General features: G+C 59.2%; 22 protein-coding genes and 1 tRNA gene. 17 read left to right on the forward strand and 6 right to left on the reverse strand.

What is annotated here, in order from left to right:
- Positions 1–29: 29 nt before the first annotated feature.
- Positions 30–1232, forward strand: a complete 1203-nt coding sequence (locus tag BUB23_RS16435) for an amino acid aminotransferase (RefSeq protein WP_073104782.1) — start codon at positions 30–32, stop codon at positions 1230–1232.
- A 64-nt stretch (positions 1233–1296) separates the two neighbouring features.
- A complete protein-coding gene (gene lexA, locus BUB23_RS16440; protein WP_073104784.1) occupies positions 1297–1956 on the forward strand; it encodes a transcriptional repressor LexA in 660 nt (219 codons plus the stop codon).
- A gap of 97 nt (positions 1957–2053) precedes the next feature.
- Here the strand turns inward: lexA and lon are convergent, their stop codons facing one another.
- The 4 genes from lon to tig all read right to left on the reverse strand — a co-directional run bounded on the left by lon (position 2054) and on the right by tig (position 8044).
- Positions 2054–4525, reverse strand: coding sequence for an endopeptidase La (gene lon, locus BUB23_RS16445; protein WP_073104787.1), 2472 nt, complete (start codon positions 4523–4525; stop codon positions 2054–2056).
- Between the two features lie 154 nt (positions 4526–4679).
- Positions 4680–5987, reverse strand: coding sequence for an ATP-dependent Clp protease ATP-binding subunit ClpX (gene clpX / locus BUB23_RS16450; RefSeq protein ID WP_073104789.1), 1308 nt, complete (start codon positions 5985–5987; stop codon positions 4680–4682).
- 89 nt (positions 5988–6076) lie between these two features.
- Complete coding sequence (gene clpP, locus BUB23_RS16455; RefSeq protein WP_073104792.1) at positions 6077–6733, reverse strand: ATP-dependent Clp endopeptidase proteolytic subunit ClpP; 657 nt, start codon at positions 6731–6733, stop codon at positions 6077–6079.
- Complete coding sequence (tig, locus tag BUB23_RS16460) at positions 6734–8044, reverse strand: trigger factor (protein WP_073104795.1); 1311 nt, start codon at positions 8042–8044, stop codon at positions 6734–6736.
- A gap of 244 nt (positions 8045–8288) precedes the next feature.
- Between tig and BUB23_RS16465 the strand changes: the two genes are divergently transcribed.
- The 5 genes from BUB23_RS16465 to BUB23_RS16485 all read left to right on the forward strand — a co-directional run bounded on the left by BUB23_RS16465 (position 8289) and on the right by BUB23_RS16485 (position 12854).
- Complete coding sequence (locus tag BUB23_RS16465; protein WP_073104798.1) at positions 8289–9167, forward strand: lipid A biosynthesis lauroyl acyltransferase; 879 nt, start codon at positions 8289–8291, stop codon at positions 9165–9167.
- A 62-nt stretch (positions 9168–9229) separates the two neighbouring features.
- Positions 9230–9314: transfer RNA gene (locus BUB23_RS16470), tRNA-Leu, on the forward strand.
- A 171-nt stretch (positions 9315–9485) separates the two neighbouring features.
- A complete protein-coding gene (locus BUB23_RS16475) occupies positions 9486–10655 on the forward strand; it encodes a tyrosine-type recombinase/integrase (RefSeq protein WP_073104800.1) in 1170 nt (389 codons plus the stop codon).
- A gap of 369 nt (positions 10656–11024) precedes the next feature.
- Complete coding sequence (locus BUB23_RS16480; RefSeq protein ID WP_073104803.1) at positions 11025–12428, forward strand: KfrB domain-containing protein; 1404 nt, start codon at positions 11025–11027, stop codon at positions 12426–12428.
- 72 nt (positions 12429–12500) lie between these two features.
- Entirely contained in the window at positions 12501–12854 is a 354-nt protein-coding gene (locus BUB23_RS16485) for a hypothetical protein (protein WP_245801299.1), read from the forward strand.
- Positions 12855–12897: 43 nt separating this feature from the next.
- Here the strand turns inward: BUB23_RS16485 and BUB23_RS27055 are convergent, their stop codons facing one another.
- Complete coding sequence (locus BUB23_RS27055; protein ID WP_178372326.1) at positions 12898–13089, reverse strand: hypothetical protein; 192 nt, start codon at positions 13087–13089, stop codon at positions 12898–12900.
- Between the two features lie 184 nt (positions 13090–13273).
- Between BUB23_RS27055 and BUB23_RS26470 the strand changes: the two genes are divergently transcribed.
- Genes BUB23_RS26470 through pilV form a run of 10 tightly spaced genes read left to right on the forward strand, consistent with a single transcriptional unit; the run spans position 13274 to position 24113 of the window.
- Positions 13274–14260, forward strand: coding sequence for a TcpQ domain-containing protein (locus BUB23_RS26470; protein ID WP_178372327.1), 987 nt, complete (start codon positions 13274–13276; stop codon positions 14258–14260).
- Between the two features lie 7 nt (positions 14261–14267).
- Entirely contained in the window at positions 14268–15989 is a 1722-nt protein-coding gene (gene pilN / locus BUB23_RS16500; protein ID WP_073104811.1) for a PilN family type IVB pilus formation outer membrane protein, read from the forward strand.
- A 2-nt stretch (positions 15990–15991) separates the two neighbouring features.
- Positions 15992–16429: a type IV pilus biogenesis protein PilM gene (gene pilM, locus BUB23_RS16505; protein WP_073104814.1), complete on the forward strand. Its 438-nt coding sequence runs from the start codon at positions 15992–15994 to the stop codon at positions 16427–16429.
- Between the two features lie 38 nt (positions 16430–16467).
- The gene (gene pilO2 / locus BUB23_RS16510; RefSeq protein WP_073104816.1) at positions 16468–17814 is read left to right on the forward strand and encodes a type 4b pilus protein PilO2; all 1347 of its coding nucleotides are present in this window, start codon (positions 16468–16470) and stop codon (positions 17812–17814) included.
- Positions 17804–18304 (forward strand): hypothetical protein, encoded by a 501-nt coding sequence (locus BUB23_RS16515; RefSeq protein ID WP_073104819.1) that lies wholly within the window; start codon positions 17804–17806, stop codon positions 18302–18304. The genes pilO2 and BUB23_RS16515 overlap by 11 nt, the downstream gene beginning before the upstream one ends.
- 7 nt (positions 18305–18311) lie before the next feature.
- Positions 18312–19994, forward strand: a complete 1683-nt coding sequence (locus tag BUB23_RS16520; protein ID WP_073104822.1) for an ATPase, T2SS/T4P/T4SS family — start codon at positions 18312–18314, stop codon at positions 19992–19994.
- Entirely contained in the window at positions 19991–21148 is a 1158-nt protein-coding gene (locus BUB23_RS16525) for a type II secretion system F family protein (protein WP_245801300.1), read from the forward strand. Before BUB23_RS16520 ends, BUB23_RS16525 begins: the two co-directional genes overlap by 4 nt.
- Before the next feature lie 9 nt (positions 21149–21157).
- The gene (locus tag BUB23_RS16530; protein WP_245801301.1) at positions 21158–21652 is read left to right on the forward strand and encodes a type 4 pilus major pilin; all 495 of its coding nucleotides are present in this window, start codon (positions 21158–21160) and stop codon (positions 21650–21652) included.
- The gene (locus BUB23_RS16535) at positions 21652–22620 is read left to right on the forward strand and encodes an ATPase, T2SS/T4P/T4SS family (RefSeq protein ID WP_073104825.1); all 969 of its coding nucleotides are present in this window, start codon (positions 21652–21654) and stop codon (positions 22618–22620) included. Before BUB23_RS16530 ends, BUB23_RS16535 begins: the two co-directional genes overlap by 1 nt.
- 32 nt (positions 22621–22652) lie before the next feature.
- Positions 22653–24113: a shufflon system plasmid conjugative transfer pilus tip adhesin PilV gene (gene pilV / locus BUB23_RS16540; protein WP_073104828.1), complete on the forward strand. Its 1461-nt coding sequence runs from the start codon at positions 22653–22655 to the stop codon at positions 24111–24113.
- A gap of 814 nt (positions 24114–24927) precedes the next feature.
- On the opposite strand, the gene BUB23_RS16545 is transcribed toward pilV, so the two are convergent.
- Positions 24928–26046: a site-specific integrase gene (locus BUB23_RS16545; RefSeq protein WP_073104831.1), complete on the reverse strand. Its 1119-nt coding sequence runs from the start codon at positions 26044–26046 to the stop codon at positions 24928–24930.
- Positions 26047–26068: the final 22 nt, after the last annotated feature.

Below are 26068 nucleotides of genomic sequence, written 5' to 3' on the forward strand. Positions count from 1 at the left end.
ATCCTTTACTGCCTCCCTTCTCATTCAAAATGCCTTCATTATTCGAATCCGTCGAACTCGCTCCGCGCGACCCCATCCTTGGCCTGAACGAACAATATAACGCGGATACCCGCGCGGGCAAGGTCAATCTCGGCGTTGGCGTCTACTATGATGATGGGGGCCGCCTGCCGCTATTGCAAGCCGTGCGCAAGGCCGAAATCGCCCGCCTCGACGCCGCGGCGGCGCGCGGCTACCTGCCCATCGAAGGCATAGCCGGCTACAACAAGGCCGCCCAGACCCTGCTGTTCGGCGCCGGCTCCCCGCTCATGGCGTCGGGCCGCGTACTGACCGCCCAGGCCCTGGGCGGCACCGGCGCGCTCAAAATCGGCGCCGACTTCCTGAAACAATTATTGCCCAATTCCAGGGTCGTCATCAGCGACCCCAGCTGGGAAAACCACCGCGCCCTGTTCGAACGCGCCGGCTTCCCGGTCGACACCTATCCCTACTATGACGCGGCCAGCCATGGCCTGGATTTCGCCGGCATGCTGGCCGGCTTGCGGGCCCTGCCCGAGCAGACCATCGTGGTCCTGCACGCGTGCTGCCACAACCCCACCGGCATCGATCCCACCTTCGAGCAATGGCAGCAAATCGTTCAAGTCGTCAAAGACAGGAATCTGGTGCCCTTCCTGGACATCGCCTACCAAGGCTTCGGCGACGGCCTCGAGGAAGACGCCTCGGTCGTGCGCCTCTTCGCCGAGCACGACCTTACCATGCTCATCAGCTCGTCTTTTTCCAAATCGTTCTCGCTGTACGGCGAACGCGTGGGCGCCCTGACGCTGGTATCGTCCAGCAAGGAAGAAGCCACCCGCGTGCTCAGCCAGCTCAAGCGCGTCATCCGCACCAACTACTCCAACCCGCCTACCCATGGCGGCACCGTGGTGTCCACCGTGCTCAACACCCCCGAGCTGTACACCTTGTGGGCCACCGAACTGGCCGGCATGCGCGAGCGCATCCGCAGCATGCGCATACAGCTGGTGGAAAAACTCAAGGAACACGGCGTCAAGCAAAACTTCGATTTCGTGCTCAAGCAGCGCGGCATGTTTTCCTATTCGGGCCTGACCGCCCCGCAGGTCGACCGCCTGCGCGATGAATACGGCATCTATGCCATCAGCAGCGGCCGCATCTGCGTCGCGGCCCTGAATACGGGCAATATCGACTACGTGGCGGCGTCCATCGCCAAAGTTCTGGCTTAAGGCTTGATCTTTTCGCCAAAGTGTTGCAAAATCCAGACTGTATAAAAACACAGTCTGGATTGCCATGGCCGCCAAGCTCACCGAGCGTCAGCAACAAATTCTCGACCTCATCCGCAGCGAAATCGCGCGTACCGGCTTTCCGCCCACGCGCGCCGAAATCGCGCGCGCGCTGGGTTTCAAATCGGCCAATGCCGCCGAAGACCACCTCAAGGCCCTGGCCAAGAAAGGCGCGATAGAACTCACCGCCGGCGCTTCGCGCGGCATACGCCTTAACGACACCCATGCCGGCAACACCCTCGCCGCGTCCCTGGAACAAGCCTCCCAGGCGCTCAGCCAGTTGCTGGTTCCCCTGGTGGGCCGTGTGGCCGCCGGCAGCCCCATACTGGCTGCGGAACACGTGGAACGGGAAATCGGCATCGAAGCCTCCCTGTTCAGCCAGACCCCTGACTACCTGCTGCGCGTGCGCGGCCTGAGCATGCGCGACGCCGGCATCCTCGACGGCGATCTCCTCGCCGTCAAGAAAACCCCCGACGCCCGCAATGGCCAGATCGTCGTCGCCCGCCTGGGAGACGAGGTCACCGTCAAGCGCCTGTCCCGGTCCGGCAACCGCATCGAGCTCCTGCCCGAAAATCCGGACTTCGATCCCATCATCGTGACCCCCGACGATGAATTCTCCCTCGAAGGCATAGCCGTCGGCCTGATACGCACGACCGCCCTGCACTAAGGTAGGGTCAACAAAAAACGGAAGGGGCGCTCCGCGGAGCGCCCCTTTTGCCTTCAGATACGGGGGACGATAAACAGCCCCGCCCCCGAAAACCGCATCAATGCTTCATAAGGCCGCCTGAAGCGTCATCCGACCGCTTCGCATTGGCCACCGACTCCGCCGCCAGACGAGCAACCTCCTCGTCCGACAGAGGCGTCGGCATATGCTGCAGCGCCACTTCCAGCACACGGTCGATCCAGCGCACAGGAATGATCTCCAGGTGGTTCTTGACACTGTCCGGGATCTCGGCCAAGTCCTTCACATTTTCCTCGGGAATCATCACCAGCTTGATACCGCCGCGGTGCGCCGCCAGGAGCTTTTCCTTCAGGCCGCCTATGCCCAGCACTTCGCCGCGCAAGGTGATTTCGCCCGTCATGGCCACATCCGCGCGCACCGGAATACCCGTGAGCGCCGACACCATGGCCGTAGTGATGGCAATACCCGCCGACGGCCCGTCCTTGGGCGTAGCGCCTTCCGGAAAGTGCACGTGCAGATCGCGCTTTTCAAAAGCCGTGTTCGGAATGCCCCATTTCTGCGAGCGGGCCCGAACCACAGTGCGCGCCGCCTCGACGGATTCCTTCATCACATCGCCCAGCGAGCCGGTGCGCAGCACGGCGCCCTTGCCCGGCATGTCGGCGACTTCGATGGTCAGCAGATCGCCGCCCACTTCCGTCCAGGCCAGACCGGTAACCTGGCCCACCTTGTTTTCCTTTTCGGCCATGCCGAAACTGAAACGGCGCACGCCCAGGAAATCGCTGAGATTGTCGGAATTGACCACCACGCGTTCGATAGGCTCGGCAGGCGCAACCCGCTTGCCACGCAAACGGACCGTCGGATTGGCCGCCAGCATCTTCTTGACGACCTTGCGGCAGATCTTGCTGATTTCGCGTTCGAGCGCGCGCACCCCAGCCTCGCGGGTGTAATAGCGCACGATGTCGCGCACGGCCGAGTCCTCGATCGTGACCTCGCCTTCCTGCACGCCGTTGTTCTTCATGAGCTTGGGCAGCAGGTGGTCGAAGGCGATATGCACCTTCTCGTCCTCGGTATAGCCCGACAGGCGTATGACTTCCATGCGATCGAGCAGCGCCGGAGGGATGTTCAGCGTGTTGCTGGTCGCCACGAACATCACGTCCGACAAATCGAAGTCGACTTCGATGTAATGGTCCTGGAAGGTGTGGTTTTGTTCCGGGTCCAGCACCTCCAGCAAGGCCGACGACGGATCGCCGCGGAAATCAGCGCCCATCTTGTCGATTTCATCGAGCAGGAACAAGGGGTTGCGCACGCCCACCTTGGTCATGTTCTGCAGGATCTTGCCCGGCATGGAGCCGATATACGTGCGGCGGTGGCCGCGGATCTCGGCTTCGTCGCGCACGCCGCCCAGCGCCATGCGCACGAACTTGCGGTTGGTGGCGCGGGCGATGGACTGCCCCAGCGAGGTTTTACCCACGCCCGGAGGCCCGACCAGGCAGAGGATCGGAGCCTTGAGCTTGTCCACCCGCTGCTGCACGGCCAGGTATTCGATGATGCGTTCCTTGACCTTTTCCAGGCCATAGTGGTCCGCGTCGAGCACGGCCTCGGCGTTGGAAATCGAGTTGTTGATACGGTTCTTCTTGCGCCAGGGCAAGGCGATCAGCGTATCGATATAGTTGCGCACGACCGTCGCCTCGGCCGACATGGGCGACATCAGCTTGAGCTTTTTCAGCTCGGAGTCGGCCTTCTTCTGCGCTTCTTTGGGCAACTGGGCGGCGGCGATCTTTTTTTCGAGCTCTTCGATGTCGGCACCCTCTTCGCCTTCGCCGAGCTCTTTCTGGATCGCCTTGACCTGCTCATTCAGGTAATAGTCGCGCTGGCTCTTTTCCATCTGCTTCTTGACGCGCCCGCGTATCCGCTTCTCGACCTGGAGAATGTCGATTTCGGACTCGAGCTGCGACAGCAGGTTTTCCAGGCGCTGCGCCGTGCCGGTGACTTCCAGCATCTGCTGCTTCTGTTCAAGCTTGAGCGGCAAATGCGCGGAAATCGTGTCGGCCAGGCGGCCCGCGTCATCGATTCCAGTCAGGGAAGTAAGGATTTCCTGGGGAATCTTCTTGTTCAGCTTGACGTACTGTTCGAACTGCGCCACTACGGCCCGGCGCAAGGCCTCGGATTCGGCGCCTTCGGATAATTCCGGGGCTATCGGCACGACGCGCGCCATGAAATGAGTTTCGGCGTCGCTGACCTGCGTGATGCGCGCGCGCTGCAGGCCCTCGACCAGGACCTTGACGGTGCCGTCGGGCAGCTTGAGCATTTGCAGAATGCTGGCGGCGCAACCGATTTCGTACAGGTCTTCGGGGGTGGGATCGTCTTTGCCGGCCGACTTCTGCGCGACCAGCATTATGTTGTTGCCTGCTTCCATGGCCAGTTCAAGGGCCTTGATGGAGCGCGGGCGTCCAACAAACAGAGGAATCACCATGTGCGGAAACACCACCACATCGCGCAAAGGCAACAGGGGCAAATCCGTGGGTTCTGAAGAAAGAATCTGGCTCGCAGACATAGTAATTTCCTTAAAATTGACCTCTAGATACAAAAGGGAAGCCAAGGCCTCCCTTCTGTAGTACTACCTGTAGGTGTATGTAGTGACGATGGTCAAATTTTCAAGTCGGCGACCCCGAATACCTACTTTCCCTAGGGCTATTCTATAAGGAACCCTAAGCGGCAGCATCCTTCAGCTTCTTGGGCGCATCCTGCCGGCGTTCCGAGCCAGCGTCGAGATCGTCCTGGTAAATGAGCAATGGCGCGCCCTTCCCGGTGACCGCGTTCTCATCGACCACCACTCTTTTGACGTTCTTTTGCGAAGGAAGTTCATACATCGTCCCCAGCAGCGCCTGTTCGACGATGGAGCGCAAGCCGCGAGCGCCGGTGCGGCGCTTGATGGCGCGCTTGGCGATGGCCGCGAGGGCTTCCGGCCGCACGTCGAGCTCGACCTCTTCCATTTCAAACAGTTTCTGGAACTGCTTGAGCAAGGAATTCTTGGGCTCGGTAAGAATGCGGATCAGGGTGTCTTCCTGGAGTTCCTCGAGGGTGGCCACCACTGGCAGGCGCCCCACCAGTTCCGGAATCAGCCCGAACTTGATCAGGTCTTCGGGCTCCGCCTCGGCGAACAGCTCGCCCACGCCGCGTTCGGATTTGGCGCGGACCGACGCCGAAAAGCCGATGCCGGAGCGTTCGGTGCGATCGCGTATGACCTTTTCCAGCCCGTCGAAGGCGCCGCCGACGATGAACAGGATATTCGTGGTATCGACCTGGACGAAGTCCTGGTTGGGGTGCTTGCGCCCGCCCTGAGGCGGCACCGACGCGACCGTGCCTTCGATAAGCTTGAGCAGCGCCTGCTGCACGCCTTCGCCGGATACATCCCGGGTGATGGACGGATTGTCGGCCTTGCGGGAGATTTTGTCGATTTCATCGATGTAGATGATGGCGCGCTGCGCCTTCTCGACATCGTAGTTGCAATTCTGCAATAGCTTCTGGACGATGTTTTCCACATCCTCGCCCACATAGCCGGCTTCGGTCAGCGTGGTGGCATCGGCCATCACGAAAGGCACGTCCAGCATGCGCGCCAGGGTTTGCGCGAGCAAGGTCTTGCCCGAACCGGTGGGCCCGATCAGCAGGATATTGCTTTTGGACAGTTCTACGTCGTCGCCCTTGACATCGCCATAGCGTATGCGCTTGTAGTGGTTGTAGACCGCCACGGCGAGCGTGCGCTTGGGAGTGTCCTGCCCAATGACATAGCCATCAAGAAAGCTCTTGATCTCGTGCGGCGTGGGCAATTCGTTGCGGATCGCATCGCGGGCCGCTTCCTGCGTTTCTTCAAGAATAATATCGTTGCAAAGATCGATACATTCATCGCAAATAAAAACCGAGGGTCCGGCAATAAGCTTGCGAACCTCATGCTGGCTTTTATTGCAAAACGAACAATGCAATACTTTATCGTCCGCCGATCCTTTTTTTTCGGGCATAAAACTCTTCGTTCAGTTCAGTGGACAGGGTTGCGCCCTGTCGGGTATAACCGGCGAACGCGCGAGGCGTCCACCGACCGGCTGGCCCATTACACCTCGTCGGTGCGCGAGACCAGTACTTTATCTACCAAACCATACGATACCGCATCTTCGGCCGACATGAAATTGTCACGCTCAGTGTCTTCGGCAATGCGCTCGACGGGTTGGCCTGTGCTATGCGCCAGGATGGTGTTGAGACGTTCACGCAGACTGAGGATTTCACGGGCCTGGATCTGGATATCGGAAGCCTGGCCCTGCGCCCCGCCCGAAGGCTGGTGGATCATGATGCGCGAATTGGGCAAGGTGTAGCGCTTGCCCTTGGTGCCGGCAGCCAGCAGGAAGGCGCCCATGCTGGCGGCGATGCCCGTGCACAATGTGGACACATCGGGCTTGACGAACTGCATGGTGTCGTAAATGGCCAGGCCGGCATATACCGAGCCGCCCGGCGAATTGATATACAAGGAAATATCCTTGTCGGGGTTTTCGGATTCCAGGAACAGCAGTTGCGCCACGACCAGGTTGGCGGACTGGTCGTTGACCGGCCCGACAAAGAAAATGACGCGCTCGCGCAATAAGCGCGAGTAGATGTCGTAGGACCGCTCGCCGCGGCCGGATTGTTCTATCACGATGGGCACATAGCCCAACCCCGAAGGGGTAACCGAGTCACCACCATACATTGAGGCGTAAAAATCGGTAAAACGTGACATTTAGTTGGTCCCCATGAGTTCGTCGAACGCGACTTCCTCGTCGGCGACCTGGGCTTTGGACAATACATGTTCCACAACATTGTCTTCAAGCACGATAGCTTCGATTTCGGCGCGGCGTTGGCGGTCGGAAAGATAATAGGCTACGACCTGCGCGGGCTGCTCGTAGTTCTGGGCGAATTCTTCGATGCGGGCGCGAACCTGCTCCGGTTTGGCTTGCAGGTCGGCGTTTTGAACCAGTTCGGACACCAGCAGGCCCAGGCGCACGCGGCGCTCGGATTCGGCGGTGAAGGCTTCGGCCGGGATGGGCATGGAATCTGCGTTCGGAACGCCGCGCTGCTTGAGTTCCTCGCGGGCCGCGGCCACACGGCCCTGGGCATCGTTCTGGACCAGGGATTTGGGGACGTCGAAGGAGCACGCCGCGATGAGAGCGTCCATGACGCTGCCCTTGGTGCGCGCCTGGGCGCGCGACTTGACTTCGCGCTCGATATTGGCGCGCACGTCGGCCAGCAGCTTTTCGACGTCGCCTTCCGGCTGGCCCAGCGATTTCGCGAATTCGGCGTTCATTTCAGGCAGGACGGCCTCGGCGACTTCCGTCACCGTGACCTTGAATTCGGCGGTTTTGCCGGCCACTTCCTTGCTGCCGTAGTCTTCCGGGAAAACCAGCGGGAAAGTCTTGGACTCGCCCGCCTTCATGCCGCGCACGGCGGTTTCGAACTCGGGCAGCATGCGGCCCTGGCCCAGAACAAAGGGGAATTTCTCGGCTGTGCCGCCGTCGAAGGCGACGCCGTCTATGGTGCCGGCGAAATCCAGCGTAACGCGGTCATCGTCCTGGGCCTCGCGGCCTTCTCGCGCTTCGTAGCTGGCGCGCTGCTTGCGCAGGATGTCGATGGTGCGCTGCACCTCGGCATCGCCGACATCGACGTGGGCGCGCTTGACCTGCAGGGCGCCAAGGTCGGGAACGGCGACTTCGGGGTAGACCTCGAAAGTGGCCGAAAAAGCCATAGCGCCTTCTTCCACGCCCTCGGTCTTGGGTTCCAGATTGGGCGTGCCCGCCACGCGCAGCTTGCTTTCGCCTATGACTTTATCCAGCGAACGACCCACTTCGGTATTAATTACGTCGTAGCGAATACCAGGCCCGTGACTGCGCTCGATCAGGGACAGTGGAGCTTTCCCCGGGCGGAAACCTTGGACTTTGGCAGTGCGTGCGACGCGCTTGAGTTGCGCCTGGACTTCTTTTTCGACGTCGGCGATCGACACGACCAGATCAACACGGCGCTCCAGGCCGGACAATATTTCAACCACGGGCTGCATTAGGGACCTATTTAAATGAGTAATTGAACAAATGAACAGAACATTTTACCGGAAACTCACGATATCGATGTAACGGCTCCTATCTGGAACTATAGCCTGATTTGGCCCGCGGCCGCATTTGGCCCCCGCCGGGCCGCCGATATGCGGACTGCAGCCGATGGCGTGTTAGCATGTTCCATTAGTTGAAACCACAACCATTCTACGGCTATCAGCCCCGGGGCCCTTCGAGAGGCGCCCCCCATCAATGAAAAACAGTATACAAAACCAGCTGACATCGGGCCTGCTGCGCGCATTGTCCATGCTTCCCTATGGGCTCGTCGCCCGGCTCGGCGAAGCTCTGGGCTCCCTGCTCTACCGGGTGCCAGGCAAACGCAAACACATACTGCAGACCAATCTGCGCCTGTGCTTTCCCGAAAAAACCGAAGCCGAGCGGGAGCTGTTGGCGCGGTCGACCTTTCGCCATGTGATACGCAGCTACCTGGAGCGGGGCACGCAATGGTACGGCAGCACCCAGGCCATTTCCGACCTCGTCGAGATGGACAGCGCCATCGAGCTGAAAGACAGCTACGACCAACCCACCATTTTCCTGGGCTTCCATTTTGCGGCCATAGAAGCCGGATGTATTTATTATTCCACGCTGCATCCGGTCGCGTCGATATACACGCCGATGTCGGACCAGGCCACGGACGACATCTCGCGCGAACAACGCGGCCGCTTCGGCACCGAAATGATACCGCGCGATGGCTCCGCGCGCGAGATACTGAAAGTGCTCAAATCCGGCAAGCCCATCATGCTGGCCGCGGACATGGACTTCGGCCTGCGCGACTCGGTCTTCGTGCCGTTTTTCGGCGTGCAGGCCTGCACCCTTACGACCGTGTCGCGGCTGGCCAGGCTGGCCCGCGCCCGGGTCGTGCCCTTCGTGACCGGGGTAGCGCCCAACTATCTCGGCTACACGCTGTCGATATTCAAGCCCATGGAGAATTTTCCCTGCCGGGATCCCGCAGCGGATGCGCTGCGCATCAACCAGTTCCTGGAAGAACAAATCCGCCTGATTCCCGAGCAGTATTATTGGGTGCATCGGCGCTTCAAGCGCCGCCCCGCCGGCGAAGCGCCGGTCTATTGAAGCGGGCCGCCTTACTTGCGCCACGGGGTAACTGCGGCTACACTAGCGGGCTTTCCTTGCATGCGAACGTGGCGGAATTGGTAGACGCACCAGATTTAGGTTCTGGCGCCGAGAGGTGTGAGAGTTCGAGTCTCTCCGTTCGCACCATCATTTTTTGATGTCAGCCACTGTAAGGCTTTGATTATTAAGCCTTATAGCGGCCCCAAACCGGCATTTTTCTGGGGAACTCAACCCCAGAAAACCCCCGTTAATCCCCAGTGGCGCCGCTAGTCATTTCCCCATGCTTCCCCCATACTTCTTCCCCATAGGGAGAGGTAAATGGCGTCATTCGAGCAGCGTGGAAACTCAGTTCGGGCAATCGTAAGTTTCCCGGATGGGAAAAAAACGAAAACATTCGACAAGTGGGGCGAAGCTCGCGCCTGGGCGGCAATGACGGAGCGTAACAAGAAGCTCGGCACGGTTGCGACATCAAAACGTCGAACTGTCGAAGACTTGTTCTTAGCGTACCTGCCCAGTGCTGAAGCGACTGACTCGGCAAAGTGGAACCGCTTGCGAATAATGAAGTTCTGCAACGATCCCTTGGGCAGAGTTCTACTCAACGAAGTGAGTCCCCACGACATCGAACTCTGGATAGCAAGGCGCCTGCAGGATGTCAAGACGTCCACTGTGCGGCGCGAATTGGCCTTGATGAGCGCGGCCTTTACTTATGGGTTAACGGTAAGAAAGTGGATCACAGAAAATCCATGCACTCCGGTTAAAAAGCCAGCAAAAATTCGCGCTCGACACCGACCTCTACTGACCAAACCTGAAATTGACGCTATCGCCGTTGCAACCGGTTATGCCAACGACCCGCGGCTAACCACCATAATTGCTCGAGTAGGTGCATGCTTTTTTCTGTCCATGGAAACCGGCATGCGCTCTGGTGAAATTCTTCGCATTCGTCCCCATGATTACAATCGTGATGCGAGAGTCGTATACGTACACGCGCTTGAGCGCGGTGGCCGTAAGGGTTCGCGTAGCGGGGAGCTCAGCGCTGACCGCTACGTGCCACTGACTCAACAAGCTATTTACCTGTTGGACCAATTGTTGGCCACAATGCCACCAAACCAAGTTCCGCGCCCAGAAATGAACATGCCTCCATACATAGTGGGCGTCAACGATTCCCAGCGCGACATACTCTGGCGCAAAGCCCGCGACCGCTCAGGTGTAACGAATTTGACCTTTCACGATATGAAACATGAGGCAGCGACACGCCTGGCAAGACATATCGATGTCATTGCGCTCTCGCACGCCCTCGGGACAAAGGATCTTAAGTTGCTTCGTGACACCTATTACAACGATGACGCTAATCGTATAGCCATGTCTTTACCAGAGCGATTGAATGACTATGATGGCACTCTCATCAGGCGTAACTTGATTGGGGATCACTACCCACAAGCTCGGGCGCTCCATGAGCGAAGCAGCGTAAGAATGCAACCCGCTATCTGATTATTTTCTGCACTGGCCGTCTAAGGCTGATGGCATCCAGGTCGAGTGGCACCGCAAGCGCCACGTGTCGACTCAAACGCGCACCGAAGAAGCCTGACTGCTCGTGGCCATATCTACCGGAGCGTTATCCATGCCGTCGGGCAGGAGCACGCGACCCTGATCGAGACGGACCGCTCTTGGCGCGCCAGCATTTGCGCATTTAGTGAGCCAGACACTGGCCACCGGCAAGGCCGCCGACGTGACGTATCCCACTGCCGGATCGTTGTGGTTGCTCTTGATCCCACACTAAAGTCAAAAAACCAAGGCGCTTGGCATGGACCGCGAAGCGGTTGGCGCCGCCCTCTGTCATTTTGAATGGGAGTATGAACCATGGGCCAACTTGATCTTGATGAAGCGGTCGACTTGCGCGTGCGGTATTCCACGGCACTGATTATCAGTGACACCGTCGCCATGCGCGAAGTGCGCAATGACGTCTGGACCGTCGCGTCGCGACTATCTGACAAACGCTCCTGCCCAGCCGTACTGGCGGAAATCGAGGAACTGGCTCAGGCGTGGAAAAGCGGCCTTGGGGTACAAACTTGGGTCCGCAATTTTGACGCCGTGGAGGATACGGACTTTCGTTGCGATGTACGAGACGTGTTGCTGGAGAGGCTGGCCTGGGCCGAAAGGGTCAAATCGCTAGACCCAATTGCCCGACTTTCCTGCATTCACGGGATGCTAATCCATGGCCCCATACAGGCTAAGCTCGCAGTCCATGAACTGATTAATCAAGATTCCGAACTTCGATCGCTATTCGCCCCGCAAGATTTCGAGCGTGTGCATATGATTCGCGTGGACGGCCTGCTCGAATGCGAGGACGAGCCCGGTGCGTTCGAACAACACTCATACATTGTGGAGCAGGAGGGTTCGTTGTCCCTGGTCGATGCGCGTGAGCGGGCGCTGAGCGCGCTTGAAATCAGCCCTATCTTCGGTGTGGATGAGCTCGATCATCGTGTCGTGTTGTTCAATGCCGCTGGCGACATGCTTAGCATGATGGATCTCCAGACGGCTGAAATCCAATGGACCGGAAAAGGACTGAACGAAACCGTCGCTCTACCTCATCTACAACAGTTTCTGAATCTGCAAGATGAAGTCTCAAGCCTTCGCGGGCGGTTCCAATTCGTACCCGGCTGCGATCAGGCTCGCAAGCTCCAACTAAGGCTTCACGAACTTTGGGACCAGGTCGAGCGAATTGCAGACCAATACAAGATCGTTGGCCGATTCACGGCGCAACGGTCTCCAAGCCCGTCCGAGCTCGGCCATGCGCCACTTGAAGGCCTTGCCGAGATCCCCGTTTTGCGCACACAGATCAAGATGCTGCGCGAGGATGCCGCCTATGAATCGGGCTGGGATAATTTCACAACGGCTGAGAGACTTCGCGAGCAAGCCGACCAGTTACGAGCGAAGGCTGAACTTTTGCTCAACGCGGCCCGAATACTACCCGAACTGCCAATCGAACATGCGCAACCTGGCCACAGCTACCGGGGCGTTATCCATGTTGTGGGGTCCGAATATGCGATCCAGATCGACACGGAGGCAGACCGCTTGGTCCGCCATGATTTGCGCTATCTAGTGGGCGAGACGCTTGCGGCCGGACAGGCCGCCGAGGTGAGATATCCGAACGGCCAAGTCGGTCTGGTATCTCTTGAGGCGGGACTCCAGTCCAGAGGCCTGGAACTCGCCCATAGCCATGGCATATCCGATCATCAGCGTCAGCAATCCTTCACGCGATGAAAATCCAGCGGCTCGGCGCGTAAGAGTAGTCGCGCTCGAAGCGCTTGAGCTGATATATCGAGGAATGAAGACATGCGTCCTTTGCTTGGCAAGCCGATCTCCATCCGGATCTCGCAAGAGGAACACCAGCGCTACATGCACGCCGCGGCCGACCTCGGTATGACCTTTTCCGAGTATGTGCGGTTGCGCCTAGTGAGCGTCGGTGATGACTATGTGGCCGACCAGATCGCCCAACTCCGACTAACGCTGCTGGATAACATCAGCCCCATCGAAGAGGATACATTCCCCATGACGCTGGAACTGCTGCTCCTGATGCGCCGCATCTGTAAACCCGCCGATGTCGGGATGGTTCGCGCCGAATTGCAGCGTCTGGGATACACGCCCTGGGCTGCGCCCACCGTCATTACGGACACGTCTTCAACTTAACAGTCCTTCAGTGCGACTGATCAGGAGTAAGGCCGCCCTGAAATTACGCTACGCGATGTGCCGGCAGCGACGCAGCCTCGGCGACGTCCATCTGCAGGGCCTGAAGCAGGCCGGATATTTCGTTAAATCGCTCGGCCTGTGGACCTTCGCCATACATGGACAGCATCTTCAAGCCAGTAGACGCATGCCACAAATGGTCAAGCACGGTTTGGATCGTTGGGTTGGAATCGTTCATTGCGTGGTCGTCCTGTAAATCGTGCCGACCATTCGGCACGCCCTTTCTAAACCTAACTAGCTTCAACATGCCGCTGCGCGGTTGCGGCCACCCGTTGAATCCGGGGCCCCATCATCCAGCAATTTTACCTGCCCAGGCAACACCTCTGCCTTCCCTAACCGACGGGGTTCCTCGGAGCATTTACATGCAATTGCACGTTGTGGTTGCCGCCCTGGCGGCAACCTGCTTTGTCGCGGGCTGCGGGTTCGCTCCCAAGAAGCCGTCCAAGCCGAATGACAACCACCGCGTTCCAGTAAACCTGTCAGCGCCCTTCCCACGGTCATGGCCGCCACCCGCTGCCCCGCAAGTCGCAATGCCGATCCAGCCAGATCGTGTATCGCCACAACCAATGCGGCCGATGCAGCCCGCGGCGAACATTGAAAGGAGCAATAACGCCCAGGACAAGTCCGGGATCGCGACCGAACCGACCCCGAATCCCGCATCCCTGGACTCACAAATCGCGAAGCAAGATGTATCGGCTCCCGTCTGGCCGGTCACGCTAACGTTTAAGCCGACAGATTCTCTGGGTCTGCCGAACTTGCGGCGAGCGCTCAAACATGTGGCCTTCCAGTGGGCGCCCGCGACGACACCGGTTTCGTCCAGCGTTCGCGCGCAGCCTGCGGCCTTAGCCGATACCTCTGGCGTGCAGGCGGCCAAGGAAGAAGCGCAGCCGCTGCCCGTTCATCTTGCATCAATCGAGCCTCCCAAGCCGCTTAACGCGCCGGCGGCGCTCGAGCAAGCAGCGCCGCCAGAGGTCGTGGCGCAAACAACCGGCTCTGCGCACACAGAACCCGGGGTGGCTCCTAATCCGTCCATTCATGCCGAACCTGAGCCCAAGCCGCCTATCGCAGCCCAGGCCGAATCGAAGCCCGTGCCGGCGCAGGTGGTTTGGACGGCCGAAAAAGGTATCACCCTAAGCGATCTGATGCGTGAATGGGGCACAAAGGAAGACTGGATGGTGCGTTGGGAAACCAGTACTGATTTCCGAATGGAAGCGTCGTTCTCCATCAAAGCATCGGATTTTCTGACGGCTGCCAGCGATATTTTCAGGGCGTACCGCAGCGCCGGATACGCATTTACCGCCACCGCCTATTCCAACCGGGTCTTGGTGGTCTCAGCCTCTACGGAATAAGCAAGATATGAGCAATCAAAACCATCGGCGCTGGCCACTGAGCAAACTGACCGTTCTTACGGTCAGTTTGGCTGTGTTATCGGGCTGCGCGGCCTATAAGCGTATTGATGATGCGCCCCACGTTGCTGAAGAAGCTTTTCAACTCGCCGTGGATCAAGCCACGGCCCAACGCGAGGGAAAGGAGATCATCACGGCCGATAAACCGTGGATCTCGACCCGCCCGATTGAGAAGGCCCCGCCTCAACCCACGAAGATCCCCGCTGAGCGCGATTGTCGCATGAAACTGATCGCTGACGCACCGATGTCAGTGGATACCTTCGCGCAGATCGTCACGGCGGATTGTCAGCTGCCCGTTCGCATCAGCCAGGATGCCTGGGCGGCACTGGCTGGCGGCACGCTCAATACAGCAAGATCCTCCAGCGCGGTTTCAGCCCCTATCGTGCCACCCCTGGGCGGCCAGCCCGGCCAGATGCCCGCCGCACCCGCGGGCGGCACCGGGCGTAACTTTGCCTATACCACCAGCGGCGAGAAACAGATTCAACCGATCCGCTGGCTGGGCAAGCCGATATCGGGCCTGCTTGATGTCGTGACATCGCAGCTTGGCCTGTCATGGTCATACCGTAACGAATCCATCGCGATCCATTACTTGGACACACGCACCTACCGGGTTGCATTGTCCTCAGAGTTGGATTTCGAATCAAACGTGACCAGCGGCGCGAGCCTTTCGACCGGCTCCTCGGGTAGCGGCGTGGGGGCAAGCGCCAACGAGTCGATCAACGAATCCGCGCAGAAGACATTGCTGAGCATCAAATCGCGGTTTGGCGATGACATACAAAAGGCCATCCAGGCCATGCTCACTCCGGGCGTCGGCCTGCAGGCGCTCTCGACCTCCATCGGCACGTTGACGGTCACCGACACACCGGACGTCCTGGATCGGGTTGGGCGCTACATTGATGATGTCAATGCCCGCATGAGCCGCCAAGCCATGTTGTATGTGACCGTTGCCTCGGTAACGATCACAGATGCCGACAGCCAAGGCATCAACTGGAATGTCATCTGGAAATCGCTATCAGGAAACTATGGCGTAAATCTCGTGAACTCCTTTTCGCCTCTGGAAGGGTCTTCCACCGCCGGATTTGGCATTCTTGATTCCGCTACGGGCAACGCCTCACAGTTTGCCGGTACGCAAGCGATTCTGAACGCGCTATCGCGGCAAGGGTCGGTGACGATCATGCGCCAGCGCGGCGTGACCACCCAACATCTACAGCCCACCCCGATTCATCTAACCAATGAGGAGCAATATGTTTGCGGGCGCAGCCAGACCAATACCGCGCAGGTAGGCGCGACCGAATCGATTCAGATGTGCAGCGTAGTGACAGGTTTTGCGATGGATATCCTGCCCGACATACATGGTCAAGACCTCACCCTGCAATTCGCCCTGAATATGAGTCCGCCCGCGACGATTCAACAGGTCCCTGGCGATATTCAAAAGCTGGTTTTCACGGCATCGGTGGATCGCCAGGTGTTCCTGCAACGCGTTGGGATGCGCTCGGGACAAACTCTGGTCATATCCGATTTTCAGGAGGCCAGTGAAGCGGCGAGCAAACAGGGGGTGGGTGGTACATCGACCTGGGTGGCCACCGGAGGCGGTACTCGGGAGAAGGCCCGGCGCGTTCTGGTGATCATCATTTCGCCAAAAATCATGTCCCAGACGATGGAGGATGCATAGCGATGCCGGTACTCTATCTCGCTTTCATCATCGGCATGATCCTTGTCGACATCGGGGGTGACGCCAGCAGGCTGTCTCACGCGTCGACGCAGGCGGCCGAAGCCAGCGCGCTGGGTTCGAACATGCTGGTGGTGCGCAATGCGCTGCAAGCCTATCTGCGGGCGAATCCGGCAGCAAGTGGCCAGATCGCCTTGCCAGACCTGGGTCTGCCCGGCTGGTTCCGACCGCGTGCGGAGCTACGCACTTGGGTGCAAGCCGGGAGGACGTATGTCTACTACACGCCCAACCAGCCCAAAGCCGACCTGGTCTCGATGCTTGCAGGCACGCCACCCGGGCTGACCGGCTTCGCACGCAATGCCCAGCTGATTTCGCCCAGGCTGCAAACCACTACCCCCCTGCCACCGATTATCCCGGACAACAGCATCGTGTTGGTGTCCTAGGGTAGATCGATGGTGGACCAACGAGGAATGGTCTATCGATGCCCCCCACCATCACGATTTTCAAAACCGCAAAGGGGGTTACCCCCATTAAGGTGGGCCGCCGCATATTTGTCAGTGGCCTGTACTGGCAAGTTTTGCCCAACGGCCAGAATTACATGCAAGAGGCACGCAAGATCGCTAGGCGCGAACGCGAGCGCACGGGTAAGACGCTCGACGTCGTGTTCTTGCGCCGCCACGTTGACCTTGTGCAAGCCGGTTTTGTGGTACGCGGCGGGCGCGCCAGAAAAGGCACTGTCGCTCTAGCGGCAGTTGCCGCCGATGTGCTGGGATCGACATTCATCGTCGCGTTTGCGCTGCCCGACGGCCGCTATGCATTGGCCTCGGCCATACACGACGCGATCGTGCCGGACTCCGACGGCGTGTACGAGTTCGAGGAAGCAAAGCTGCGTGTGCTGGAGTTGTGGAATGCACTGTCTGGCAGCGTGGGCAGCGCCGAGTTGCAGGTCTATGGGCCGTCGGAATTGTGGCCGGGCGCAAAGCCCATTGAGCTTGAAGACCTGCTCGCCGGCGTTAAACGCGCCCATCGCTTGCGTCGGCAACCGGCGCTCACGTCCAAAAGCGCGCTGACATGGTTGATATGGACCGTGCTCGCGGGGTCTATCGCGGTGGGCTGGGGCGTGTGGGAAGCGCACCGGGCCAAGGTAGCGAGTGAGGAGGCGGTCCGGCGGGCGCAAGAGCTTGCGCGGCTGCGTGGCCAGTCCTCCTTCAGCCTCTCTGAACTGGCGCTCATGCGCCCCTGGACGAGCCAAGCAGCCGTGCAGGTATTTGGCAATTTGTGCACACGGGCAATTGGCGCCGTGCCAGTGACCCTTGATGGCTGGGTGCTGCTTAACGCGCAATGCAACGCGAAAGCGACGACCGCCTCCTTTGCACGCAGCGAAGGCCGCACGGTCCAGGGGTTTGCACACGCGGCCCGGGCGTGGCGACCTGAGGCCGGTGTGCAATTTTCCAGCGATGGCGATCTGGGAACGCTGGAGTGGCCCATGAGCATGCCGCCAGGCGGCGACGAAGACCTTGCGCCCATGGCGCAGCGCGCCAATGCCTTTATGAGCTGGTGGCAGACGCGCCTGGTGCCCTTCGAAACCGCAGCCGTACCCTCCGCGTTTGCACCGGGCTACACCCCGCCCAAAGAAGCATCGGACAAGCGACTCACCACGCCACACTGGAAAACGGTTCGCTGGGCGATCAAGACCACGCAACGCACGCCGACCCGGCTGCTGGCGGGATTTGCGCAAGACGGAACGCGTCTGCAGGAGGTCGAGTTGACCTTCGGGTCAGATGGACAACTGAACTGGAGCCTCAAAGGTGAACTGTATGGTGAATAAACGCAACGCGCTGCCGATGCTGGCGCTGGCCGTATGTCTGGCCAGCTCCGCCGCGGCGCAATCGACGAACACGGGCAAGGCGCCGGTAACAGTCAGCGATCTTGACGCGATCATGCAAGAGGAAATCGTGCTCAAGGCCATGGCCAATCGCGCCAAGCAACGCGCCGAGCTGGGACGCTACAACGGCGCCGCGCAAGACACCATTCTGGCGGACCATTCGTTGCCCCAGCTTGCCTGGCGGCGTTCGACCGCAACGGGGTGGCTTGCCAAATTCGTTTTGGACAATGGCGCATCGCTGATCGCTGGAGTGGGCGAGCGCCTACCCGGCGACCTGGAGATCGCTCAGATTGACGAGCGCGGCGTCAAGCTAAAGCGCGGTGGCGAAATCATCGAATTGACCGCCGCCGCATCCGGCGCTCGGCCGTCCACCGAAGCGGGCCGCCCTGAGCCACCCCGCCCCTCGGCCATCCCCTTATCCATCCCTCAGTGAGAGCGAAATGAGCGCAGTCCTTGAGCAAGAGCAGCTATTTGGTCACGTGGAGCAGGATAAGCAGCTCCCGGCGTTGCCGGAACTGCCTGAATTACCGCCAATCACACCGGTCTCGCCGCAGGAGTTGACCGACCCCGCTCAAAGTCCAGCGCCGCAGGTTATCTTGTCCGCAATCGACGGCCATGACTATCATGCGTCTCCAGCGGTGCGCGCCAAAGCGGCCCTGGCCGATAATGGCATCCTGTATCTGGCCGAAGGCGCGCGCAGCGACGTGCTGGTAATAAGCTATATCGCTGCCCTGGATCGTCGCAAAGCGCTTTCGGACGGGGAAATCGTCCCCTACTCCGAGGTACGGGTTGTGCCCTACACGGAGATTCAACGCTTGTATGCCGAATCTACGCAAGACGCAGCCGGCGCGGAAACTGCCACTCGGCGCACGGCCGAAGAGAGTCAGGCCGCCTCCATCATCGCCGAAGCCGCGCAGGGCGTCGCTAGCGACGTGTTCGTGGAAAACTACGAAGCGCACGCGGAGATTCATTACCGAATCGCCGGCGACATCGAGCGTCGCTTCGCGATGCAGCCAGACCGCGCCAAACAGCTCATCCGCACGATTTATGACTCGATGTGCGAAGCGACCGACCCATTCTACGATCCCAGTCGAGATCAGGGCGGCCGTATTGCCCGACGTCATACCGAAGGGCTAGGCCTGCACCAGGTTCGGGTCTCGACCGGGCCTACCGACGAAGATCGCCCGTTCATGGCGCTGCGACTGCACTACGACCTGGGCGAGCCCAGATCGCTGGTCGAATTGGGATTTACACCTGAACAAGAGGCGATGGTCATAGGCGTGACCAATTATTCGTCCGGCATTGTGCTGTTCAGTGGTCCGACCGGTTCCGGAAAATCGACGTCCCTGGCCAATCTGATCGGCTATTGTCAAAAGCGGGACAACTGCCGCAGGAAGGTCATTTCGCTGGAAGATCCGCCCGAAATCCCCATCTTTGGCGCGGTGCAAAAAGCCGTCCTACGCAAAGGCTTGGATCGCGAGGCCGAGGGCCAAGCCTGGATCGCGGGGTTTGAGACGCTGATGCGCTGGAACCCCGACTGGATCATCGCCGGCGAGCTACGCTTGCGCGAAACCATGGATGCCGCGCTCAAAGCCGCGCTGACGAACCATTTGACCTGGGGCATGCTGCATGCAAGCTCCGCGACCTTGGTCCCGACACGCTTGCAGGAAGCGGGGATCGAGATGGGTTATCTGAGCGATCCGGAAATCTTCCGTCTCTTTGCCAACCAGAGCCTGGTGGCGAAATTGTGTCCGCACTGCTCCATCACCTATGCGCGAGGTCGCACTACCCTATCCCCTGGCCTGGTCTCACGCATCGAAAAGCATTGCACACCGGATACGGTGCGCTTGCGGGGCCGGGGCTGCGAGCACTGCTACCGGGGCGTTTTGCGGGTCCGCACCATTTGCGCGGAAGTGCTCAACACCGATCATTCGCAGCTGTCGGTGTATCGCAGGCAAGGCGCGATGGCCTTACGGCGCTATTGGGTGCGTGAACGTGGTGGGAAGACGAAAGCCGCACACATGATCGACAAGATCAATGCAGGTGAGATCGACCCGGTCGATGCCGAGCGCATTGTCTTGCCGTTGGACGCCGATGACCCGCTCTGGGAGGACGAAGAGTGAATTCAATCGTGCGCGTCTTGAGCGCCCAGACACGGCAGATCATTACCTCATTCCTGCGTGTCGCAACTGGCCGCTCGCGGGAGAACGCATTCAAGCGCAAACAGCGCATCGACTTTTACCGCGCCATGTACTTGTACCAGCGTGCCGGCGCCCGCAAGCTCGAAGCGTTGCGCAAACTGAGTGAGACCTATGGCACGCATCTTTCGCCGCCCCAGCGCCTGGGCAACAAGCTTTATAGCTTGATGGGGGGGAAACGCATCATCTTCCGGCCTGTCATAGCCGCCGTGGCCGAGGCGGCCCTGTCGCGCAGCAACCTACCGCTGGCTGAAGCGCTCAAGGATTGGATACCGCCTGCGGAGCGGGCCATTCTGGCGGCAGGCGAGGATTCCGGCAACTTGGCCGGAGCCTTTAATATGGTCGGACGGTTCGCACGTCAGCAAGGCGGTATGTGGGCCGCAGTGGTGGGCGGCTTCGCCTATCCGATCGTGCTGACCGGCGCGGTGATGGCCATTTTGTATCTGATTGCCGGCGTCATGATCCCGTCTATGGATGTCAGCCGCAAAGCGGTGTTCTCGCCATCTACCCAGCTCGTCTTATGGATCGCCAAGCTGGTTTACGACTATTGGTACTTGGCCATAGCCTTACCCATCGTCGCCGTCATTGCCGTGTTGGGTTCATTAAGCCGCTGGCGAGGGGCTTGGCGAGCCAAGGCGGATCGCTTGGCTCCATGGTCCTTTTACCGCCGCATCCATGGCGCGCTGTTCCTCTATTCGTTCGCGGTTCTGCAGAAAAGCGGTGTGCCTATTCAGGCAGCGCTCGCCAATCTCGCCGCGTCGGCCAATCCATGGTTAAAGAGCCGGATTACCGCCGCCATGTATGGCGTGCGCCAAGGCTACAACCTTGGGAAATCGTTTCGCCACGCGGGTCACGACTTTCCTGATTGGGAGGCGTTGCCGGTACTGGAGAGCATCAGTTCCTTGTCCGGCTCGTCCGATAGCTTGATCGAATATGCCGAGAACTGGCTGGAAGACACCGCCAAATATATTGAAAAATTTTCCCGCCGCGCCAATGCGGCGGGGCGTACATGGGTACTGGGCTGGGTAGGATTATTGGCCATGACCGTGCTCGAAATCATCTCCACCTCATTTAGATAAGGGTTAATCATGCGAATTTCCCACTACCTCATGCAACAACAGGCGCGCCGAAAGTTTCAGCGGGGCTTCTACATTGGTCCAGCCCTGGGCACGATAGCGATCGTCGTCCTCGTTTCATTGTTTGTTTACGGCGTCTTCCAATACATCAGCGCAAGCTTGCGCGGCACTATAGAGAGCAACAACCTCATGGCCATCGTGAGCGGGGCTAAGTCACTTAAATCGGGTGGATCATATGCGAACGTGGATAATGCGGTGCTCCAACGCATCAAGGCCTTTGGCAACATGACGGGCTCGACACCGGGGGGAACAGTGCGCAACGGCTGGGGCGGCACCGTCGTGGTCACGGGATCGGCCAGTCAGCTGGAGATTCGGTACAGTGGCGTCCCGACATCGGCCTGCGAGCGTTTTCTGGCCAGCGCAAAGGATAGCGGCGAGTTCGCTGCCGACTCGTTACCGACGTGCAGCGAATCCGACGCGTCGGATCTGACCTTCATCGCGTACTGATGGAAACCGCTCATTTGGCCGGGATGCAATTCGTCGATATCGTCCTGGGGCAGGATTTCTGCGATGTCAAAGTCGAAGAACCCGACGTAACTCGCTTGGTCGACGTCGAGCGCGACTACCCGCACGACGTTGCCGCGCTGCGCGAGCAATGCCGGCACAGAAAGGATGAAGGTTCGGAATTCACGCTCAATCATGGCACGCTACGGTTTCGAGTGACCGCCATGAACGAAGAGCGTGGCCCGATCTGGTTTTTGTCGCGCATTGATGCGCACATGCGACCGATTTATCAATTGCCCCTACCCCGGGACTTCGTCGCGTATACCCTACGCCCCCGGCTGCAAGGCCTACTGCTCATCACGGGCGGCTTCGGCGCGGGCAAGACCACGGCGGCATCGAGCCTCTTTTGCCATCGCATTGCGACGTTGGGCGGCACAGGCGTCGCGCTGGAAGATCCCACCGGCGAAGTATGCATGGCTGGCCGCCATGGGCAAGGCCGCATTATCCAAATCCCCATCTCGAGAGATCGCGGCGGTTATCACGTGGCGCTGCAGCTCGTCCGGCGCTCGCGAGCTGACTTCATCCTGATCGGGGAGATCCGGGATGCAACCACAGCCATCGAAGCCCAGGACATCGCCAACACGGATATGCCGGTGATCGCGACGATGCATGCTTCCTCGATCGAGGAGACCTTTGACAAGTACCAAGCCTATTTGCGCGGTGGGCATGCCAGTAGCGCGGAGGCCAATGCCAGGCTGGCCGCGTCGGTGGCCGGTATTGTGCATTTGACTAAGGAATACGTGCGTGCGCCGGGCGGCCAGGCCGTGGCGCGCTATGTGCCGCGATGCCTGGTGCTGGATCGCACCGATGCGACCTGCCTGGGTGCGATCGGCAAGATCCGGGACGGAAATTTTGTTGGCCTCAATGACGACATTGACTTGCAGGCCGCTCGCCGCGCTCGCGGCACCTAGCAGTTTGGAGACCCATTCTTGGTGCACCGACCATGACTACACTCAGCAACCTTTTCTCCGTTGCCCGACTCACCGTAGGCGACACCCGCAAGCAGGCTGGCTTTGGCTTGGGTTCGATGCTCGCGGCCGTAGCGATCGTGCTCCTCATATATCAGGGCTTTGCCTCCACCCTGGCCTACTTTAGGGCTACGCCCGTTGTCAACGAGGCGGCAGCGCATATGGAGAAGGTCAGCTTGGCCGCTGCGCAGTATGTCCAGGATCGCTATGCGAACTTGGCCTCATCCCTTCCCCTGAACGGGGCAGCAACCACGATTACGCTGGCGACGATCAAGGACTCGGGGTACTTAAGCCCTAGCCTGGCCGACCGCAATCCCTACGGACAGAGCTACTCGCTGCGGGTACGCTATGCGACCCAAGGCTCGGGCGCCAACATGCGCAATGTTCTTGAACCGCTTCTCGTGACCGAGGGGGGACGTCCGATCGCGGACAATGTACTTCTGCGCATCGCCGGCAAACTGAGCGCCGGCGGCAGTATCCGCTCGAACACTCCGGCAGTGGCCATCGGCAACAGCGGCGGCTGGGAAGCGCAGTTGGCAAATTTCGGAGGTTCACCAGGCGCGGGCCATCTAGCGGTTGGAATGTTCTTCAGCGACGCCGGCATGATCGCCGACTACCTCTATCGGAATTCCGTGCCTGGGCGCCCCGAAGTCAACCAGATGCGCACAGATATTGATATGGCGGCCAACGCCATCAACAACGCATCGCGAATTCAGACAGGCGAAGCGCATCTGACCCGAATCGTCGCGGAAGCAACGGCCTGCGCTCCCGCCGGGGCTTTGGCTCGCGACAGCGCGGGCAATCCGTTGTCCTGCCAGGACGGTGTCTGGACCCAGACCGCCAGCCTTAACTGGATACCTGCTGAAGGCCAGCGCATGCGTATGACGGCGGCCAATGGTCAGTCAATATGGGTTCAAAACGCGAACGGCAGGTTTCGCTGGGTCAATAGCAGTTGGACTGCCGAACTGGCTAGTGTCGATCAAGCGGGCAATATGGCGGCGGCTCGGCGCTTGACTGCCGGTGAGTATTTACAAATTGGAGGCATCGCAACCGAAGGGACGGCGTGCTCACCCAACGGGCTGATAGGCAGTACCTGGGACGGTCTCATCCTTTCTTGCCAATCCGGAGTGTGGCGACCGTCTTCTGGGACCACTAACCATTGGTATAACGTCACCGGATCAAGAGCGTTAAATGCCGCCCCTTACTTAAACACGACCGGTCACGCTATTTTCGTCACTGCATCGGCCTTCAATCCAGCGCCATATAGCAATCTCACTCTGGTCGTTGATGGCGTACCACTTGCCCGTAACGCAATAACAAATGCAATGGGCGCAGGTATAACCGGTTCAGTAGGCGGAATGGTTTCCGCCGGGTCTGAATATGGGTTTAGCGCCCCAAGTGGAAGCACTTTGGAGATATGGGCAGAATATAGGTAGGCTTGCCAATCCGTTCTTCAAAAGCAACATGGTGGCCTTTACCCAGGAAAAGAGTAGTGGTAATCTGCATGAAAGCCCATATCTACGGCTAGGGACTATTCGCAGTAATAGTTGCGAGAGGGAACAGGCGGGAAGAAGTTGCTGGCCTTAGCCAGCAGACCGGCGATGCCGAAACTCCCCTAGGCGTAGATATGGGCTTTTTGTTTGCCGCCATCACCTTGCCAATCCGGGATATGGAATGGTGGACAGAAAAAACAAGGTGAAATATGTGGCTTTTCATCGGATGACCACTTGGTGGGCCACACGAATATCTATTTATGCAAGGGGAACGATCCGCGCTATTCCTGCCCATCAGGATTTAATCGGGTATTGGTTTTTCAAGCAGATAGCAATTATTTGTACTCGTGTATATCGCCAATGTAGCGGTATTGGCCAGTAGGCAGGCGAGCTATCCGTTGATCTTGGCGCACAGCCCTACTAAGCCTGCGCCAAGTGCAGATATGCCGCTTAATGGAACTAGCGAAGTGCGTCCATAGCCGCCCCAATTCTCGACGTCACCAGCAAAAAGGAATCGCCAAACCCCCGGCGCTGACCCACCGCAAGCGGCCTGGCAGTAGGCGTCCCCGCCGTAGGTATCATATGGGCCGATTGCACACATGTCGGTGATGACGCTGGTTCCGCCCTGCTTTTTCCACATCCCGGATTGGCAAGAAAGGCGGTGGCGGTGGGTATCATCATCCTGTCCAATTGGACGATGACAACCGGGAAGTGGACTTCCCGGCCGAATATTGCGTATCAACGAGGGGTATGCCGCCTAAGTAGTAGCGAATTCGATCGTGATGATTTGTTCATTCTCGGAGATATTCAGCGACTCCCCTGTGGTCGGTGAGCGCAGTCCCGACATCATCCGTTTAATAATAGCCATCGCCAGCGCGCTTTGCGCCCTGGTATGCAATTCCTCCTGGGTTTCAGCGCTGACCACCAGCGCGGGCTCGTAATCGGGGAAATATGCCTGCCAAAGTCCGCCCTCATGGGTGAGCAACCCGAATTGAGGCGAGAAATATTCGCTAGCCAGTCTCTGGGCTCGTTTTCGACCCAAATCGAGCTTGGCGACGAGCTTCTGAGCCCTCAAGTGCGTATAGCGTTTCAACATGGAAAGGCTGCGGTGCCCCGTAATGGCGGCCACTTCCATGATGTCCAAGGTGCCTAACTCGAAGAGTCTGGATACCGCCTCGTGCCGAAGGTCATGAAAATGCAGATCTTCGATCCGCACCCGCGCAAGCATAGTCCGCCATGCAGATTTCAGCCCCGCCTGCGTATAGGTGAACACCCGGCCAACCGGTTTGGAGCCAATGCGTCGCAGAACGCTGATAGCCTTTTCAGAAAGCGGCACATCTCGCTTATTCCCGTTCTTGGTTTCTGGCAAGTGCGCGATACGGGTGCGAAAAGAGATATTTTCCCAGCGCAGTGACAACAGCTCTCCCTGACGCATGGCAGTCTCCAGCGCCAGCTGAACGATGCTCATCAGTTCCAGTTTCTGCAGACCCGTGCAGTAACGCCCCATCAAACGTTCCTCGCCACGGCGCAATCTGCGGTCCCGACCTGGCGCGGGCTTCGGCTTTCGAACCGCCAGGCAAGGATTCGGAATCGAGCAAATGCCAAATTCCACGCGTGCGATATCGAAGAAATGGGATAGCAAAACGAGCTCATGTCGTACCGTCGCGGGCGCCAACATTCTGCCGGTAGCGGAATTGACGCAGGCCAATCTCGCGTCACGATAACTGGCGATATCGACCGACGTAATCTCATCAATTTCCCGGTGTGCCAACACACTGCGGCTGAGTTGCTGGATGCGATATCGCTCTTGTTCATATCCCTGTTTGTGTATGGAAACGCGCTCTTCGTATAGGGCCAATCCTTGATGCAAAAACATGTCGTTTTCTTCCTAGGAGTGA

The organism is Pollutimonas bauzanensis, from assembly GCF_900129885.1.
In the GTDB taxonomy this organism is placed as follows: Bacteria; Pseudomonadota; Gammaproteobacteria; order Burkholderiales; family Burkholderiaceae_B; genus Pollutimonas; species Pollutimonas bauzanensis.